The organism is Candidatus Hydrogenedentota bacterium (assembly GCA_018005585.1).
GTDB lineage: Bacteria > Hydrogenedentota > Hydrogenedentia > Hydrogenedentales > JAGMZX01 > JAGMZX01.
The window spans coordinates 1-18,441 of the sequence record JAGMZX010000024.1; the positions used below are offsets into that span (position 1 = coordinate 1).

At 62.3% G+C, this 18,441-nt stretch carries 14 protein-coding genes; 4 read left to right on the forward strand and 10 right to left on the reverse strand.

The window, feature by feature from the left end; translation table 11 throughout:
* Positions 1-235 (forward strand): hypothetical protein (locus KA184_06065; protein ID MBP8129129.1); only part of this gene is annotated, 235 nt, incomplete at its 5' end.
* A 131-nt stretch (positions 236-366) separates the two neighbouring features.
* On the opposite strand, the gene KA184_06070 is transcribed toward KA184_06065, so the two are convergent.
* The 3 genes from KA184_06070 to KA184_06080 form a co-directional block, all read right to left on the reverse strand.
* On the reverse strand, positions 367-1,914 hold the full coding sequence (locus KA184_06070) for a tetratricopeptide repeat protein (protein MBP8129130.1): 1,548 nt from the start codon (positions 1,912-1,914) through the stop codon (positions 367-369).
* 84 nt (positions 1,915-1,998) lie between these two features.
* A complete protein-coding gene (locus KA184_06075; GenBank protein ID MBP8129131.1) occupies positions 1,999-3,873 on the reverse strand; it encodes a CHAT domain-containing protein in 1,875 nt (624 codons plus the stop codon).
* A 411-nt stretch (positions 3,874-4,284) separates the two neighbouring features.
* Positions 4,285-5,283, reverse strand: coding sequence for a D-glycerate dehydrogenase (locus tag KA184_06080; protein ID MBP8129132.1), 999 nt, complete (start codon positions 5,281-5,283; stop codon positions 4,285-4,287).
* 1,274 nt (positions 5,284-6,557) lie between these two features.
* On the opposite strand from KA184_06080, the gene KA184_06085 reads away from it, so the two are divergent.
* Entirely contained in the window at positions 6,558-7,898 is a 1,341-nt protein-coding gene (locus KA184_06085; GenBank protein MBP8129133.1) for a right-handed parallel beta-helix repeat-containing protein, read from the forward strand.
* Between the two features lie 134 nt (positions 7,899-8,032).
* Here the strand turns inward: KA184_06085 and KA184_06090 are convergent, their stop codons facing one another.
* On the reverse strand, positions 8,033-9,058 hold the full coding sequence (locus KA184_06090) for a prepilin-type N-terminal cleavage/methylation domain-containing protein (protein MBP8129134.1): 1,026 nt from the start codon (positions 9,056-9,058) through the stop codon (positions 8,033-8,035).
* A 286-nt stretch (positions 9,059-9,344) separates the two neighbouring features.
* Here KA184_06090 and KA184_06095 point away from each other — a divergent pair, with 286 nt between their 5' ends.
* Positions 9,345-10,091 (forward strand): hypothetical protein, encoded by a 747-nt coding sequence (locus KA184_06095; GenBank protein ID MBP8129135.1) that lies wholly within the window; start codon positions 9,345-9,347, stop codon positions 10,089-10,091.
* A 21-nt stretch (positions 10,092-10,112) separates the two neighbouring features.
* On the opposite strand, the gene KA184_06100 is transcribed toward KA184_06095, so the two are convergent.
* From KA184_06100 to KA184_06125, 6 genes are all read right to left on the reverse strand, one after another.
* Entirely contained in the window at positions 10,113-10,919 is an 807-nt protein-coding gene (locus KA184_06100; protein ID MBP8129136.1) for an enoyl-CoA hydratase/isomerase family protein, read from the reverse strand.
* Positions 10,920-10,949: 30 nt separating this feature from the next.
* A complete protein-coding gene (locus tag KA184_06105) occupies positions 10,950-11,765 on the reverse strand; it encodes an SDR family oxidoreductase (protein ID MBP8129137.1) in 816 nt (271 codons plus the stop codon).
* Between the two features lie 298 nt (positions 11,766-12,063).
* The gene (locus tag KA184_06110; GenBank protein MBP8129138.1) at positions 12,064-13,611 is read right to left on the reverse strand and encodes a long-chain fatty acid--CoA ligase; all 1,548 of its coding nucleotides are present in this window, start codon (positions 13,609-13,611) and stop codon (positions 12,064-12,066) included.
* 222 nt (positions 13,612-13,833) lie between these two features.
* Positions 13,834-15,246, reverse strand: a complete 1,413-nt coding sequence (locus tag KA184_06115) for an NAD(P)(+) transhydrogenase (Re/Si-specific) subunit beta (GenBank protein MBP8129139.1) — start codon at positions 15,244-15,246, stop codon at positions 13,834-13,836.
* A complete protein-coding gene (locus KA184_06120; GenBank protein MBP8129140.1) occupies positions 15,246-15,530 on the reverse strand; it encodes an NAD(P) transhydrogenase subunit alpha in 285 nt (94 codons plus the stop codon). The genes KA184_06115 and KA184_06120 overlap by 1 nt, the downstream gene beginning before the upstream one ends.
* A gap of 227 nt (positions 15,531-15,757) precedes the next feature.
* On the reverse strand, positions 15,758-16,891 hold the full coding sequence (locus KA184_06125) for an NAD(P) transhydrogenase subunit alpha (protein MBP8129141.1): 1,134 nt from the start codon (positions 16,889-16,891) through the stop codon (positions 15,758-15,760).
* A gap of 828 nt (positions 16,892-17,719) precedes the next feature.
* On the opposite strand from KA184_06125, the gene KA184_06130 reads away from it, so the two are divergent.
* The coding region (locus KA184_06130) for a lipoyl synthase (protein MBP8129142.1) at positions 17,720-18,441 on the forward strand (722 nt) is incomplete at its 3' end.

The following is an 18,441-nucleotide window of genomic DNA, read 5'->3' on the forward strand; positions in this document are numbered from 1 at the left end:
CAGCGGCGGCTTCCACTGCGCGGACGACCCGGGCAGCACGGAAGACGGCTTTGTGCCGGGTCCCGGCGCGAACACGAGTTGCTGCCCGCACGACAGCGACTACGCGCCCAGCGGACCGGACTGGCAGGTCAAGCTGACGGAACTGTTGCGCGTGATCCAGTTCTACAATTCCGGCGGCTACCACTGGTGCCCCGGCGACGGGACCGAGGACGGGTTCTGCCCGGGCATTGCATAGCTTCGCCAAACGCGTGAATGACTTGTGCCCCGGCGCAGCCTGCGCGGCTGTGCCGGGGTTTCTCCACGAGTAGAGCGGACGCGCCGGTGTCCCGGAAGAATTCGAGCGCGGCCTGCTTCACCGGAGACCTGCTACCTTTCCGCCTTGGGTGCGTGCCGGAATGCCAGGCGCGCGCGGAAGGCGCCCGCGGTTGCGAATAACGTTTCCGTGTCAGGCCGTGAGCGCCCTTGTTCGCGCGCTTCCTGTACAGGTGCGATGCGGGCAACGCCGCGCGCTGCTATCTGTACCTGTTCTTCCCTGCCTTCGGGCGACGGGTGCTGCAGGAGATATTCCAAATCCGCGGCGCGTGACCGCGACGCGACGATGCAGATGACCTCCTCGCCGGGCGTTTCATCCAATGTGTAGTACTGTCCTTCCGCTGGAAGCCAATACTCGGCATCCGCCGCCAGTCGGGTTGCTTGCCCGCTCGTTTCCTTGCGCGGGAAAAGCCACGCGCCCTTCCCCGCGGAATCGTACTGATAGACGTACACGTAGCAGTCCGTGCGCGGACGCACGTAGACCTGATAGAGGTCGCGGGAGACCAGCACGCCTTCCCCCGAAACCACCTGTTCGCGGCCGCCCGACGGCGTCCGGCGGAACACGGCGACCTCCAGGGTGAGTTCGCGCCGGGCGCGCTCCGGCGCCTGCGCATCGACCCGCTCGACCTTTCTGACCTCGACTCTGCGGTTGACCGCATGTTCGAGCTCCGTGGAGGCGTGGCGTTTGATCAACATGTGTTCGCCGTGGCTGCAGGTCACTAACCGTTCCGCGAGGCGGGGCCATCCCGCGACGAGAAAAGTTCGCACGCTTTCGGCGCGCTGCAATCCGAGTTCATAGTTGTATTCGTCACTGCCGCGCGCATCCGTGTGCCCGCTGATCTCAAAACAGGCATCCGCATTCCCGGGGCTGGCGACAAGCATCTCAAGCGCCTTGCCAAGTTCCGTCAACTGTGCTTTCGCGCCGGGCACCAACACCGCGGAGTTGTAGCCAAACCCCACGCGCGCCTCGTTGAACGGCACCACCGGAGCGTTCACAACGCCGCCGATGCCCCGTGCGACTGGCGCTTCCAGCCGGGCGGCGATGTCTTTCGCCCCGAGCACGGCTCCTTCCGCCGCGGCCTCGGCGCGCAGCGCCTCCATGCGGCGCTGGGTGCATGCCGCTTCTTCGGGTGAAGGGTGATGTTTGAGGCCCTCTTCATAGCAGCGGACGGCATCCTCGTTGCGCCCGCAGCGGGCGTGTACGTCGCCCATTCCGAAATAGGCAATCGCCAAATCCGGGCGCAACGCGACGGTCTTCTCATAGCATTGCAGAGCCGCCTCGAAATCGCCCAGGCTCTCATAGACATCGCCGAGGTTATTCCACGCTTCGGCGAAGTCCGGTTCAAGCTCCAGCGCCTTGCAATAGAAATACGCTTTCTGCTGCAAAACATCAGGTGTTATGGTTTCGTTTTCGCGATTCAATTGCAGCGCCTGCTCGAAGAATGCCACCGCCTCGCTCGGGTGCGCGGCGCCCGCGGTCAGAGCCGGCCTGGCGGCGATGGTTTCCGCGCGCGCCGCGCGGCACCATAACCCCGGGAACACAAGCACCAGCGTCACAGCCATACAGAACCGCGCGTTGGAATTCTCAAATGCCTTTATCACAAATTGGTCCTCCCAGGGCAATACCCCGTAAACTGCATTGGCCTGGTCCCGCCAGCTCCGAGACCTGTAATGCTCACCCGCACGTTACTCCGCCACATGCCGAAAACCGCCTGACGCGACGACCCGGCCGTGTTGACCGAGTTCCTCTTCGACCGTTGCGCGCGCATCCTGCACCGGCGCAACACTTGATACCCCTTTGCGTAACGCAAGGACACGCGCGTTAATGCGCTCGATACTGGCATCCAAGCCGGTCATGGGCGCTTCGGACACAATCACGTACACCGTTTCCGTTCCCTGGCGCTCGTCGAGAACAAAACCATCCTTTGCGTCGGGGAAGACGTGCCTGACCCCGCCCTCGAGGCGCTGACCCAGCGGCAACGTCCATGTTCCCGCCCACAATCGGTTGAGCTCGCCCTGGCTGTCCAGCAACAACAGTTGCACGAAGGCGTCCCGGTTCAACTGGAGGGCCACTTGAAACTTCTCGCCAGAGGACAAAGCGCTTTCCGAGGTCAGCACCGTATGCTCGCCAGGTACCGCCGTCGAGGGCGCCCAAAGTTCCACCGATGCCTCCAGCGGGGAGGCATCCGAGGGCGGCGGCGCGGGCTGCTCCGTGATGGGCGGGGCGGGTCCGCTCGAAACGGCTTGCGGCGCCTGCCCGGCTGCTGGCGGAGCCGGAGACCGTGGAACAGCGGATGCGCGCGTTTCCTGGGCGCGCTGCGCATAACTCCAATACGCCAAGCCGCCGCCAGCGAGGACCAGTACGAGCAGCAGTGCCGCAATGACGCGTCTCCCCGGCCTGCATTCACGAAAACGGAACAAACGGCCATCGTCCGACTGCATGTAGAGCACCGGGATAAAGTACTCGCTCTGCGCGTCCGGGTTCGTGGCAGTCCGCCAGATTTCGCGACGGCCCTGCCGCATCGCGTCGTCCAATTGCCCGCATTGCGCCAGTGAAGTGTAGAACCCCCGGGCAAACGCCTTCGCGCCGTCGTCGGAGATGCGCAATTGCATGCCCACCACGGCGGGAAAATGACAGGCAAAGGCGCCAATGGCGGCCGTGCGGCAGCCGTTCAAAAAGACCAGCCGCACCTTCTTGCCCAGCAGGCATTGCGCCACGTCCGCCGTAGAACGCCATTCCATGCCGCCGTGAGGGCCGCAGAGCAGCAGTTCCGCCACGCCATGGGCATTAACATCGCCGTGACCGATGAAATGAATCACGTGGTGCCGCGCGGCTTCCTCATCCAGGCGCGCAAACGTGGCGTCCGGGCCGCGCAGGACGGTAATGCGCACCCGCGCCCCGAGCGGCTTCAGGGCTTCGCTCAACGCGGCTATTTCACCATCGATATCCAGCGCCCATTCCGGCGGCAGGTTCGCGGGCTCCGGCGCGAATACAGCTACCCGCACCGGCAGACGGTCCACGCGGAGTTCCGGGCTTGCCAGGCCGGGCGCGGAATCGACACGCCGCACCACCGAAACGGGTTCGCTAAGCACGAAGGGCCCCGATACGCCGCTGACCACGCCCGGCTGCCCGCAATGAATCATTTCAAGAGGGATGCGGCACAGCTCTTGAGCGGCGTGACTCTTGAATTCAAAGACAACGCGGACAGCCGGCAAGGAGGCCGTGCCGCCGAACGCGTGGTTCCAATGGATGCGCGCACTCGACGTGAGTTCTTCGGGGGTCAGAAACAAGCGATCGAAGATATCCGCGCCCGTTTGCTGCAGATATTCCCGCAACCGGGCGCCACCGGACGAATAAGACGGACCGTCCTCCGGCATAAGGTCGCGCGTCGCGGAGCGCGTGCGGTCCTCCCATACCTGAGCGTTCTCGATCCAGCGCGCGATGCTCGCGGCGTCTGCGCGTCCCCACGCTTTGCCCGCGCCGGCAAAGTCCCAGAGCGCCGTCAGCCCCCCGGTGGTCCTATCGAACGTTAAGTCCGCCAATACGTCGCGATAACCCATGCGTCTCGCCACCTTACCCGGTTCGTAAACACGTTATCTACAGGTCCACCACCAATGATAATGTCGCCGCGCCCGCCCATCCCCTTTCAAGATAGCAGTTCTACTGTCAGCACGTCACGCTGGCTGCCCCCGGTTACGCCCAAGAACAAGGCAACCCGATTCGTGTCTGCCCCGGCGCCCGCATTCGCGTCCGAAACATGACGGCCCGGAGGCCCGCGGCTGCACCCCCGTCGTCCAGCGAAACGGTCTGCCATTACCTCAGCGGCTTGAGAACCACAGAATATAGTAAAGACTCTTATACGAGTCGCGAAGCCGCCTGTTGGCCACGTGGTTTCACGCACTGTTGCGGCACTTCAAGAACCTCTGGCAACTTGTCTGGCCCAGGCGCGCACAGGCCGGACCGGACGGGCCCTAACGCAGTGGTCCGCGCGACCTCAATACTTCCGGATTCAGGCAGTTGGGCGGGGTGTCACCGCGCAGGCAGGCGATAATATTGGCCGCGGCGATTTCGGCCATGCGCGCGCGTGTTTCGGCGGTTGCGCTGCCAAGGTGAGGGAGCAGCACGGCGTTTTCGCAGGCCAGCAGCTCGGCGCGCACCCCCGGCTCGTGTTCAAAAACGTCCAGTCCAGCGGCAAAGATCTCACCCTGCCGCAGCGCGGCGGCGAGAGCCGCTTCGTCCACAATCGGGCCACGAGCGGTATTGACGAGCACGGCGGTCCTCTTCATTGCGCGGAACTCCGCCGCCCCGAACGCGTGCCGCGTCTCCGGCGTCAGCGGACAATGCACCGAGATGAAGTCCGATTCCCGCAAGAGTGTTGCCTTATCCACATGGGCCGCGTTCAGTTGGGCCGCGATGCCGGCCGGGAGCATGGCGACATCGTGATAGAGTACGCGCATGTCGAAGGAGCGCGCGCGCCGCGCTACGGCCTGGCCGATGCGGCCCATACCGTATATGCCCAGCGTCTTGCCGTGTACGTCCACGCCGAGCAACAGCATAGGCGCCCAGCTCTCCCAGCGCCCCGCCCGCAAGTAGCGCTCTCCTTCGCCGGCCCGTCGCGCAGCGGCCATGAGCAGCGTCCAGGCAAGGTCAGCCGTCGTTTCCGTCAACACCCCTGGCGTGTTCGTCACGACGACGCCGCGCGCGGTCGCCGCGGGCACGTCCACATTGTCATAACCCACGGCATAGTTGGCCACTATCCGCAACTGAGGCCCCGCCGCCTCCAGTACCTCCGCATCCACGCGGTCCGTGAGGATAGGAAGCAATGCTTCTACGCCGCGCACCGCGGCAAGCAGTTCCTCGCGCGGGATTACCCGGTCCTGGGGAAACACGCCGACTTCATTCGTTCCGAACGCCCCAGTCAACAGGTCGAGGGCGCTTTGCGGCAAGCGGCGGCAGACAAAAACGCGCATGAGAATCGTGTCCCTTCGCGATTGGTCACCAAGGTTGAGAAGATACCAATTCCCCTGCCTATGGGACAACGGAACGGCATCCAAGATGAGCCAGGGAAGGACGCTTGGACCGACCTGGCCGCGGCACCACTCAGAAAGCGTCCGCCAGAAGGGCCCGATTATGTACACGGGCATTGCGACCCCCCAGGAAGGAGCGCGAACCATCGGCATTTGGTTGAGCGCCCACAGGTACTCTCGCTGCCGGATGCGGCCATGGTCCTCATCGATGACTGGCGTGGTTCGCGCCCGATTCCCGCGCCTCTGCCAGGGCGGGCGCGCTGCGGCCGATGCGCGAGTCAGCCCCCCGCCGGCAGGTGCTCCGCCAACTCGCTTGCCAGGTGCAATGGTGACGTGGTCTTCTGCCCATGCGGCGCAGTCGTGCAGGGCTTCCGCAACACCGTAATCTTCTCTGGAAATCCTACCGTCTGGTCGGTTTCTATGGTGTCCCATACGTGCCGGTAGGAGAAGGGGGACCGTAAGGAAGCGGGCTTCTGTGCCGTGTGACGGTGTCTATCGAAGGCGTTCATCCTGCCCAAAAACGCCTGTTTTCCGGGGAGTGACAGCGTCCTCATGACGTGCATACCGTTCGCGAGGAAGTGTTTCAGAACGCGCATCCATGAGTTTGGCATGACGTTTGCTCTCTCGTTCCGTGCCTGCAGGACATAACGTCAAGCACCTCAACAAGGCAACTCAGCAAGGGAGAAACGCCATGTTCAGTTTCGCCGAGTTTCTTGCCAGTTTAATTACCTTTGTCATTGAGTATTTAACGGCATGGGTGCTATCTGCCCTCTTTCCGGAGGAAGAGGGAGAGGAATGAGAACCTTTCAACCGGGCGGTCCCACCCGCTCCCGCGCAACGAGGGCTCCATCGAACACAGACCACAACCATAGGAGGTGAGCACGCATCATGTTTGAATTTCAGGATTTCCTCGCGCAACTGACGGCTTGGTTTCTCGGCGAGGCCGCCGCATTTCTTATCGGTTTCGTTGAGACCTTATTCGCCGGGCCCGCGTCTCTCGTATAGCTGTTGTATCCCCGCCGCCCACGGTCCCGAGCCCCGCTTCCGGTGCCCGGGACCTTCGTCCTGCTCTTCCCGTTTCTCCTTTGCGAAACCAAGTGCCGTGGCCGGTCCAATCGCATGGGCGCCTCGGGAAGACTGGGACGCGCCATACGGGCGTGTTATGCTGGCCAGCGTTACGATGAGGTCCGTACACCCTCAGAGGAGCAAGGTCGGCCATGAGCAAATCACAACGCAAGAACGATAATCGGAGAGTCGCGGCCCATGCGGCATGGCTGGTCGCGGCTCTCGCAGCGGGCTCAATGCTTGCCTTCGCGAAAACGGCCGCCGCGGCCCCGCCGGATTTCGAGGCGCGCATACGTTCGGGCGAATTGCGGGAGGCTAATGCGGAGTGGTGGGGTTTCCAGCCTGAGGACGCGACGGCGTGTCTTCAGGCCGCGATCGATTCGGGCGCCGCGCGCGTCGTCGTGCCATACATGGGCGCGGACTGGGTCGTAACCCCGATCCGGTTGCGCGGCAACCTGGAACTCACATTCGAGCCGGGCGTGGTCGTGCAGGCGAAACAGGGCGAATTCAAGGGCAAAGGGGATTCGCTGTTCTCCGCGGCGGATGAATCGCGCGTCAAAATCACGGGCTACGGCGCTACGCTGCGCATGCGGAAACAAGATTACCAGAACCCCCCCTACGAACCGGCGGAATGGCGCATGACGCTGAGCCTTACCGGTTGTACCGGCGTGCAGGTCGAAGGGCTGCGCCTCGAAAGCAGCGGCGGCGACGGCATCTACATCGGAGCGTCCGCCGCACAGCCGTACTGCCGCGACGTCGTGATACGCAACGTCCTCTGCCTCGACCACCACCGGCAAGGCATCAGCGTCATCACCGCCGAGAACCTCCTCATCGAGAACTGCCTCCTCAGCGGCACGCGCGGCACCGCGCCGCAGGCGGGCATCGACCTCGAACCCAACGGGGCGGACGAGCGGCTGGTCAATTGCGTGATCCGCAATTGCGTCATGGAAGACAACGCGGGCGCGGGCATGCTGGTTTATCTCAAGCCGCTGACTGCGGAAAGCCTGCCCGTTTCCATACGTTTCGAGAACTGCTGCGTGAAGAGCGGCGCGGATCAGGGCATGGCCGTCGGCGCCGTGCGCGACGGATTGCAGGGGAGCATCGAGTTCGTCAACTGCACCGTCGAAAACACGGCCCGCGGCGGCGCGTTCGTATATGACAAATCGGCGGACGGGGCCGTTGTCCGGTTCCTTGGCTGCAAATGGGGCCACGCCGCCACCGCGCCCGCAACTTCGGGCCCACGCGCCCCGCTGCTCATTTCGCTGCTGCGCGCGTCCATCACGGACCACATCGGCGGCATCGAATTCCAGGATTGCGTCCTCTACGACGGCCAGGACCGTCCCGGGCTGGTAGCCGAATGCGACGCGGAGCGCGGCCGCATCACGAACGTGTGCGGGAACTTGCTGATCCAGAATCCCTTTGGCGCGCGCGTGCTCCTGGAGCCCGCGGAAGGCGCGGCCTGCACACTCACCGTCTCCCCTGCTTCCCCGTAACGTCCGCGCCGCCGTGGCAGGGGCATCTTGCCCATGCACTCCACGGTCCCCGCTTTCGCGGGGAGGACGCCCGCGCCACGCAGTCAGGAAGGGCGGCCCGAAGGCCGCCCTTCGGATAGCGTCGTAGGCCGTACTCAGTTCATGCCGGTGAAAGTCAGGATTCCGACAAGTCCGAGGATTTCCGCGACGGACCGGGTAACAGGCTGCACGCCGCCCGGTGGCTGCACGAATCGTAAGAAGTCCACATGGCCGTCCAGGTAGAGTACGTTCGCCCCGCCGGGAATGTGGTTGAAATCAGAGGCCCGCGTGGCGATCTGGTCGAACATGATAAACACCGTGCTCTGAGCCTGCGCCGTGGCGGCGGGGTTGTTGATATCCGTGATCAGGAAACGCTCGATGCCTTCCCGCAGACGGTAGATCGTGTTGCCGCCGCCATTGCCGACGCCGGTTACCGCATCCCCGCTAACATCGGCATCGACCCCCTTCTGGATAAGGGTGTTGTCGTTGGCCATCAGCCCGCTGACAACGTCGCTATTCGTTATCATCGCCTGCAGTCCGCCGACAAGTTGCGCCGGGCCGGACACCGGGGTGCCTGAGGGCGGCAGCAGGCTGGGGTCAACGCCCGGAAGCATCAACGCCAGCGCAAGCAAGCCGGAAGCGTCGACCGTGCCAAACTCGTCGCCGATCCGGTCGAATACCCAGCCCAGATAGACATAGCTTGCATCGACCGCTTGCGCGCATTCGTCAGTGTCATTGCCCGCCCAGCCGAAGCAGAAGTCGCCGGTATCCGGGTCCTTTGCCTTCTCGACGCTCGTGCCCAGGCTGGAATCCGAGGGACAGAAGGCAATCATGGGATCATTCAGATACTCGGGATAGAGGGTGAACAGATTCGGCCCCAAATCGACCCAGATCGCGCGGCTTCCGTCCTTTTTCGGGAAGGAACCAAACTGCATGGGCGGGAACCGTTCGCCCGGGTCCTCGCCGGAATACATCTTGTATACCAGTCCCCACTCTTTCAGGTTGTTCTGGCAGCTGGCACGGCGCGCCGATTCGCGCGCCCGCGCCAACGCCGGTAGCAGAATCGCGGCCAGAATCCCGATGATCGCGATCACGACCAGCAGTTCGATTAGCGTGAAACCTTTCTTGCGCGAAGGTACCATAATTAGAACTCCTTTTCTTGTGATGAAGACGCTCAAAAACACAGAAAGACCCACCTCCTCGAAAAGCTAGAATAACCCGAATTGCTGGCGTTGTCAATACCCGAAACATACCCCCGAAACATACCCCCAAGACACACCCCGAAGCGGGGCGTTTGCGCCGGGCGTGCGGCCGTCCGGTAACGACAGACACCGGTCGGGGACGCAGGGGCGACTTGCATTCCTGGAGCGCTCGAAGCACAATATTGCAGTCGTACTTTTGCCGTTGCCGCAGCTTGGGAAGAGGCGCATGTCCGCACGAAATTACGACAAGAATCAGAATACCTTTGAGATTCTCTATCGCATCCAGTGCGATGATGACTCCACCTACGAGTTTCCCGTAGTGCTGAACACCCGCACTCTGGAACGCATCCACGACGTTCCTGAAACGCCTCCCGATTGGGCGCGGATTGGCCTATGGGAACCCGGAGTATGCGAACTCGACCCGAACCGGCACCAATACTGTCCGTTGGCGCTTGCCGTGTCCGGCATGGTCGAGCAATTCCGGGAACTGCTTTCTTACACGGAAGTCACGGCGACCGTCGAGACCCCCCAGCGCATTATGGTCAAGCGCACCACGGTCCAACGCGCGCTGAGTTCGCTGATCGGGCTGCTCATGGCCACCAGCGGTTGCCCGAGCATGGCCTTCTTGAAACCGCTTGCCCGGTTTCACATGCCCTTTGCCACGCGCGAGGAAACCATCTTCCGCGTGGTGGGCGCCTACCTCTTCGGCCAATACCTGCTTCACCACCGCGGACTCCCCCACGACATGAATCTGGACAAGCTGCGGGAATCGTATGCGCGCGTCCACGCCATCAATATCAGTCTGGCGCGACAGCTTGGCGACGTGCCCGGCGGCGACGCGAATGTAAACGCGGTTGTTCTGCTCGACCTGTTCGCGCAGGAATTCCCGCCGGCCATCGACGAGCACATGGCGGAAATGGCGTATCTGTTCGCGGACTATGTGGACGAAGCCGAATCGCCCCTCACCCCATAGGCAAACCGTACGGACGCCCCGCTACTTCCCTTGAAACTCGGGCGGGCGCTTCTCGAAGAAGGCTGCCATGCCCTCTCCCACGTCCTCGCTGACGATTAGCTGGCTCTGTGCCCAGCGCTCCAGCGCCATCTGCGTGTACCGGTCGAGACCATCCCCTTCGTCAATAATCTTTTTGGCCATACCGACCGCAAGGGGAGCATTCCGCGCAATGCCCCGCGCCAGTTCGGCCGCGGCGGCGGCCAGATGGTCCGCCGGCGCGACACGATTCACAAGCCCCCACAGCAGCGCTTCCTCCGCACCGATTTCGCGGGCCGTCATGAGCATATCCTTGGCACGGCTCGGGCCGATGATGCGGCTCAGCCGCGTCGTGCCGCCCACATCGGCCACGAGGCCCAGCCGCGTTTCCGGAATGCTGATGCGCACATCCTCCGCCGCCACGCGCAGGTCAAAAGACAGCGCAAGCTCAAGCCCAAGGCCGATCACCTTCCCGTTCAGCGCGCCAACCACCGCGACCTCCGCAGCTTCGATGCGGTTCAGGTGATGCTGCATTGTGGCGGCGAGGCGTCGCAGCCAGCGCCCGGGATGCTGGTCCGCGCATTGCGCGCGCGCCAAGGCAAGCGCCGGCACATCCACCCCCGCTGAAAACACCGGGCCCTCGGCATCGACGATCACCGCGCGCACGCCCGGCTGTGCTTCCGCCGCACACACCGCGTCCGCGATTTGCTTGAGCATGTCGAGGTGAAGGGCATTGCGCTTGCCCGGCCGGCTCAACGTGACAAAATGAAGCGGGTCTTCCGTCCGTGTCTTGACATACTGCTCGGCGGCCATGGCGTCTCTCCCCGCGGGACCATCCCCGCGTCAGGATCGTGCCGCACGCATGAGGCCGGAGTCCAGCGCGAGCGGCTCCCCTTCCGGCACGCACTTATATTGCTCAAAGTCCGTGTAACCGACCTGGCGCAGGAAATCCTCGTCAATCAGCGCCCGCCCATTCGACGCTTCCGGGTGCTGTACGACCTCCCAGACCGCATCCGCCAGGATATCCGCCTTGCGCCAAACCGCCGGGTCACCGAGCCCGAAGTTGATTGTTGCGTAGGATTCGATGATCGTCTTGGGCCAGAGCGCCGTCGCGCGGATATGGTAGTCTTGCATCTCCCGCGCCAGCCCCAAGGCAATAATCGTCATGCCAAACTTGCTGATCATGTAGGCGATATGGCCGGGCACGATGCTGAGGTCTACGGGCGGCGACATCATGATCACGTGGCCGCTCTTCTGCGCCTTCATCGTTTCCAGGAACGCCTCCGTGACGGCATACGCCCCGCGCGCGTTGACTTCCATCACGAGATCGAAGCGGTTCATGGGCGTTTCGTCCATCGGCCGCCACCAGAGGGCCCCGGCATTGTTGATAACCACGTCTACGCGCCCGAAGCGGTCCAGCGTGGCCCGCGCGGCCGCCTGCACACTGGCCAGGTCCCGCACGTTACACGGCACGGGCAGTACGCCGGTTCCGTATTGAGCGATTTCCTCCGCGGCGGTGAAAATCGTCCCATCCAGCTTTGGATGCGGCTCGACTGTCTTGGCAGCGATGACGATGTCGTAGCCCTCGCGCGCCAGTTTGACGGCGCAGGCCTTGCCGATGCCCCGCGAAGCCCCCGTGATAAATGCCACTTTGCGCATATGCGTGATTTCCAGCATGGGTTGCGCGTCCGCCGACATTCAACGTAACGCCGGACAAACGCATAGGAGGAACGCCCGGAGAGACGGTCTGGATTCCCGGGCGATACGCGCCGTGAAGGAGAACCAGTCAGGGTGCCGCCGAGCCCTCTTGGTCTTACGGCAGGCGCGCAGCACAAGCGAGGAACTTGAGTCTCGGCCGCTCCGTAACGGAGGGGTTTTCAACGCGCCCATGCATTCACTGTAAATTACAGCGCCCCGGCCGTCGACCGGACCGGGGCGCCTGAGTCGCTTGGTGGAATTAGTGTTTCTTCGCGGCTTCCGCGGCAAGCACCTTGAGTTCGCGCTTGAGGATTTTGCCCGTCGGGCCTTTCGGCAATTCCGGCAGCACCTCGACTTCCTTCGGCCACTTGTACTTGGCCATCTTCTCCTTGATGTATTGCACGACCTCGTCCGGCGTCAAGGTCTGGCCCTCTCTGGCGGAGACGTAGATCTTCACTTCTTCGCCGCGCAATTCGTCCGGGATACCGACGACGGCCGCTTCGAGCACTTTCGGGTGCGCATAGAGGACTTCCTCAATCTCGCGCGGGTAGATATTCATCCCGCCGCGAATGATAAGGTCCTTCTTGCGGTCCACGATATAAAAATAGCCATCCTTGTCGAAGCGGCCCATATCGCCCGTATGAAACCACCCGTTCACGACGGCTTCCCGCGTGGCTTCCGGCCGGTTAAAGTAGCTCTTCATGACATTGTGTCCGCGAACAACGATCTCACCCACTTCGTCCGTCTCGCAGAAAGAGCCGTCATCGCGCATACACCGCATGTCCACGCCCCAGATGGGCTTGCCGATGGAGCCGACGCGCACTTCCTCGCCTTCCAGCGTGAAAGAGACCACCGGACTCGTCTCGGAGAGACCGTAGCCTTCGAGGATCGTGATGCCGTAGCGTTCGCGGAACCGGCGATGCACCTCTTCCGGAAGAGCGGCGCCGCCCGACACGGCCATCTTGACCGAGGAGAAGTCGTAGTCTTGCCAGTTCTGCTGGTTCAAGATGAAGAAGTACATGGTCGGCACCATGGCGACCAGTTTGATATGGTCGCGCTGGATGACCTGCATCGCCTTTTCCGTTTCGAAACGCGGCAACATGGAGACGGTGGCCCCGGAAAGAAAACTCGCGTTCATGATGCAGGTCTGGCCGAACGAGTGAAAGAGCGGCAACACCGCGAGCGCGACATCGCCCGGCGTCACTTTCACGATCTCCTTCGACGCGTAATACGCATTGAAAAAGAGATTGAAGTGCGTGAGTTCGGCCCCCTTTGGCGCCCCCGTGGTCCCCGAGGTGTACAGCAACACCGCCGTGTCGTCGGGCATCGTTTGATGCACCTCGAATTCCGTATCCGCGGAGATCATCAGGTGCATGAAATTCTCGCCGACCGCGGGCGCTTCCATGTCTTCCATCGAGCTGACGATAACGAGGTCGCGGCAGGAGTCCACGGCCGTGAACGCCTTCGTCGCTTCTTCCTGAAACAGTTTGAAAGCAAAGAACACCTTCGCCTGAGAATCGCGCAAGTAGTGTTCGATCTCGTGATGCTGGTAGAGCACGTTCACGGGCACGACCACCGCCCCCGCCTGCAGGATGCCATAATAGATGATAGGAAAGTGGGGCGTGTTTGCAATCATCATGGCGACTTTGTCGCCGGGGCCGACTCCTTTCGCGCGCAAGACGTTAGCCACGCGCTTGACCGCGGAGACGACTTCCGCGTAGGTCATCTTGCGGTCGTCGAGGATCACCGCATTCGTGTCGGGGTATTTCCTCGCGGTCACGTCCAGGAACGAAGCAAGATTAAGCATGGGATGTCCTCTCCGTTACGGCCTGCCGGCTGTACAATCATTCCTTCCACTTTCGCACACTGCGCGAACCAGCAGCGCCCGGGGGGCGCCGCGCTCACATCCGCCCCCTTCGCGGTCAGTAGAGTACGTAAAGCCTCGCAAGAATTCCAGTCACGGCCTGGCCGCCGCTCCCGCGGGCGGCGCGCACGCCGCCCATGCCGCCACTGCGGCCGAAAACCGAGATTACGCACTCTTGAATTGCTCGATCAGCGCGCTCACCACCTGCTTGGCGTCGCCGAAGACCATGCGCGTATTTTCCTTATAGAAGAGCGGGTTTTCGACCCCCGCGAATCCGGAACGCATGGACCGCTTGATGACAAAACAGCTCTTCGCGAAGTCAACATTAATTATGGGCATGCCGTAGATGGGACTCTTTTCGTCTTCCCGGGCGGCGGGATTCACGACGTCATTCGCGCCAATCACTATCGCGACATCCACCATCTCGATGTTCGGGTTCACATCGTCCATTTCGACCAGCTGGTCATAGGGGACATTGGCCTCCGCCAGCAGCACGTTCATATGGCCGGGCATGCGTCCCGCAACCGGATGAACGGCATACCGCACCTCCGCACCGTTCTTCTGGAGCATGTCTCCGAGTTCGCGCACGACGTGCTGCGCCTGCGCCACCGCCATGCCGTAGCCGGGCACGAAAATCACGTTATTCGCCGATTCCAGCACGAAATAGGCGTCTTCGGGCGTCAAAGCCTTGACTTCGCCCTGCACCGCGCTGCCGACACTGCCCTCGGCCGAGCCGAACCCGCTGAACAGCACGTTCCAAATCGACCGGTTCATCGCCTTGCACATGATGTTCGTGAGAATAATACCGCTCGCGCCCACCAGCGACCCGGCCACGATGAGCACGGTGTTATTCAACACAAACCCGGACGCGCAGCCCGCCATGCCCGAGTAACTGTTCAGCAGGCAGATGACGACGGGCATGTCCGCCCCGCCGATGGGAATGGTCGCCAGAATGCCCAGCACGTTCGCCAGGACCATGATGCAGATGATCAGCGGATATACCCACGGTTCGTTGGGATAGACCATGTACGCCGCGCCCATGGAAAACAGGCCCAGGAGCACCAGCGCGTTCACAATTTGCTGGCTCTTGAACAGAATGGGCTTCGAGTTCATCCTCTCTTCGAGCTTGGCGTAGGCAACCATGCTGCCCGCGAACGTCACGCCCCCGATAAGCATCGCCAGGCAGGTGGCAAGCAGCAGGACGAACTCGTCGAGCGTCATGGCGCCATAGCCCTTGCCCATGAACCGCACGTGGTAATCCGACCAGCCCACGAGCATGCTGCACAGGCCGCCCGTGCCGTTGAAGAACGCCACAAAACCAGGCATCGAGGTCATGGGCACGCGCAGTGCGGCCAAGGCGCCGATCGCCGTGCCAATCGCGCCGCCAATGATGACCCACTCAAAAGAGATAATGTCCTTGTTCAACAAGGTAACGGCTATGGCGAGCAACATGCCGCACGCCGAGACCATATTCCCGCGCACGGCGGTCGTCGGCTTCGCCAGCATCTTCAGCCCGTAAATAAACGTCACGGCCGAGACCATGTACGCGATTTCAATCAGCGCCTTCGTGATGTCCATTACTTCTTCCCTCCCTTGCCCTGGAACATCCGCAGCATCCGGTCCGTCACCAGGTATCCCCCGGCGACGTTGATCATCGCGCAGACCATGGCGAGCATCCCCACCACGATGAGCAACCAGCTGTTCGCGCCCTGACCCGCCGCGATACAGGCCCCCACGATGGTGATGCCCGAAATCGCGTTCGACCCCGACATCAGCGGCGTATGCAGTTGCGACGGCACCTTCGTCAGCAATTCCACTCCGAGAAACACCGCAATGAGAAACGTGAAGAGCAGGAGCAGCATCGGGTTCAGCCGCCGCCCTTCCGACGGCACGTCAACGCCGGGCGGCGCCGCTTCCGAGTCCGCGCCTTGTACGGCCGCTTCCTGCGGGGGCGTCGTCTCGGCAGCGGCAAAATGCGCGGCGCCCAGCAGGGCCAACACGGCCAGCAGGCACATGGATGCCAGCATCCACATGCCCAGGATGCGGTCGGCGCGCCGCGATTCCGGAGTAGCGTTTTGGTCTCGCATAATCAGTTCCTCGCCTTCTTGAGCATCTCATTGCGCAATTCGCCTTCGTGTACTACCAGGCAACCACGCATGATTTCATCTTCCAGTTTGAGCTTGAACGACTTGCTCTCCTTGTCCCAGAAATGTTCCACGAGGCTGGCTACGTTCGCCGCGTACATCTGGCTCGCATGCACCGGCACGCGCCCGGGCAGATTGTAGAATCCGATGACGCGCACGCCGCCGACTTCCGTCTCTTCGCCTGGCTTTACGCAAGCAACATTGCCGCCCGTATCCACCGCGCAGTCCACCACCACACTGCCCGGCCGCATAGCGCGGACCATGGCCTCGGTCACAATTACGGGCGCCTTCTTGCCGAACACCTGCGCCGTCGTGATCACCACATCGGATTGTGCGATGACCTTGGCCATCCCCTCCTTCTGCATCTCTTTTTGTCCTTCCGTCAACTCAAGGGCGTACCCGTCCTTCGTCTGGCCCGTTTCGCCCAAATCGATCTTCACGAATTTCGCGCCGAGCGACAGCACCTGCTCCTCGACAACGGGACGCGTGTCGAACGCTTCCACACGCGCGCCGAGGCGCTTCGCCGTCGCAATGGCTTGCAGCCCCGCGACGCCGCAGCCGATGATGAACACGCGCGCCGGCTTCAACGTCCCCGCAGGCGTCATCATCATTGGCATGACGATGGGCATCCGAGACGCCGCCAGCACCACCGCCACGTACCCGGCCAGATTCGCCTGCGAACTCAGCGCGTCCATCTTCTGCGCCAGCGTTGTGCGCGGGATCATCTCCATGGCGATTGCCGATACGCCGCGGTTCATGAATTCATCCAGCAAGTGCTGCTTGTTGAAGGGGTCCAGATAACTCACGTGAATCGCGCCCGGTTTGAGTTGCCTGACCTCGTCCGGTTCCGGTTCGTTCAAGCGCAGCACCAGGTCCGCTGCGCCGAGCATTTCCGCCCGAGCGCCGGACACCTTCGCGCCCCCCCCTTCAAAGGCAGCGTCCGTGTAACCACAGGCCAGGCCCATGCCCGCTTCGACCACGATATCCGCCCCCTTGGATACCAGCTTCTTCACTGTCTCGGGCGTCATCGGAACGCGCAGTTCGCCTTTACGCGTCTCTTTGGGTACAAATACTTGCATAACCTACCGCTTCCCACTGGTTTTGCCGGCTTTCTTCTCAAGCCGCCGCAGAGCCTAGAGTGTACCTATCCGCGCAATGAGGTGTCAACGAAACGGAAGGCGGAAGAAGTGGTCAGGAACCTCTATATCCTGAAGCACCGCTCATTATCATAGAGGAATCGGTGAAACGGACGGAACGCGTCCGTTTTTCCGGGTTCCCTAAGCGTCTGTGTGCGAGCGGCGTTTTCTCCCGCCGCCTGTCCGGCCATCCGGCAGACTTGGCAGCGATGTTTCCGGTCATTACGCGCCGCCTACAACATATAGCAGCCCCAAAAACAGCGCCGAAACGCAATATATTGGGCCTAATCCCTCAAATTCCGGATTGACTTCCAATAGCTTGTATGGACCTCAAGAATCAAGGCAAAAAAAAGTGCTTGACAACTACTATATGTTGTGGTAAGCTGACCCCGGTGTTTGAGACCGGGGCCTGAGAAAACCCCATGGTTCAACAGCCCTGAGTGACTGAAGCCAATACCGCAGCCCAAGGGTTTCAGTCCATCAAAACCGTGACCCTCTTGCGCCCAAAAATTACGGGACCGGTTTTCAGACACTCCCCGCAATCGGGCGGCGGAGCCCCCACTCCGCCGCCCCTCTCCTTAGAGCCCGGGCGTTTCGTACACAACCCATCACAAGACGCAACTTTCGTCCCGTTCGCCCGTGCAGGCCTCGTGCCGAAACACGTCTCCGCGGATTCGCCCGCCCCGTCGGCCTTGTGTCGCGTACAGACAGTCACCAGGTTCCTTCCAGCTTCGCATACGTGCTATAATCGATTTCAATCCTGAGGCGACTATGAATCAGATTCAGGCAGAACATAAAGCCGGTAAACGAGTTAGCACGACGCACCGCGTATTCCCGGAATGGCTGCGCCGTTCCTGGCCCGCAGGCCGCGCGTTCGAGGAAGTGAAGGGCGTGTTGGCTGATACGGCGCTCCACACCGTATGTCAGAGCGCCCACTGCCCCAACCACGCGGAATGCTGGGGACGCCGCACCGCCACCATCATGGTGTTGGGCAACATCTGTACCCGGCATTGTGCCTATTGCGCGGTCATCAGTGGCCGTCCCGCCCCGCCCGACCCGATGGAACCGGTGCACGTCGCCAAGGCCGTACAACGCCTGGAGTTGCGCCATATGGTCATCACGACGGTCACCCGGGATGACCTGCCTGACCAGGGTTCCGGTCACATAGCCAGAACCATCGAGGCCGTAAAAAAGCGGAATCCCGGCACGACCATCGAGGCGCTGGTCCAGGATTTCAACCAGGATGCCGGCTGTATCCGGCGCGTTCTGGATGCCGGCCCCGAGGTATTCGGCCACAATATCGAGACCGTCGCACGACTGTTCCCCAAGCTGCGGGACAAGCGGTTCAGCTATGCGGGCGCGCTGCGGACCCTGCGCATCGCGGCGGACTTGGCGCCGCACACGCTGGTCAAGTCTGCATTCATGCTGGGTTGCGGGGAGACGGAAACCGAGGTGCGGCAAACGTTACGCGACCTGCGCGAAGCAGGCTGCGT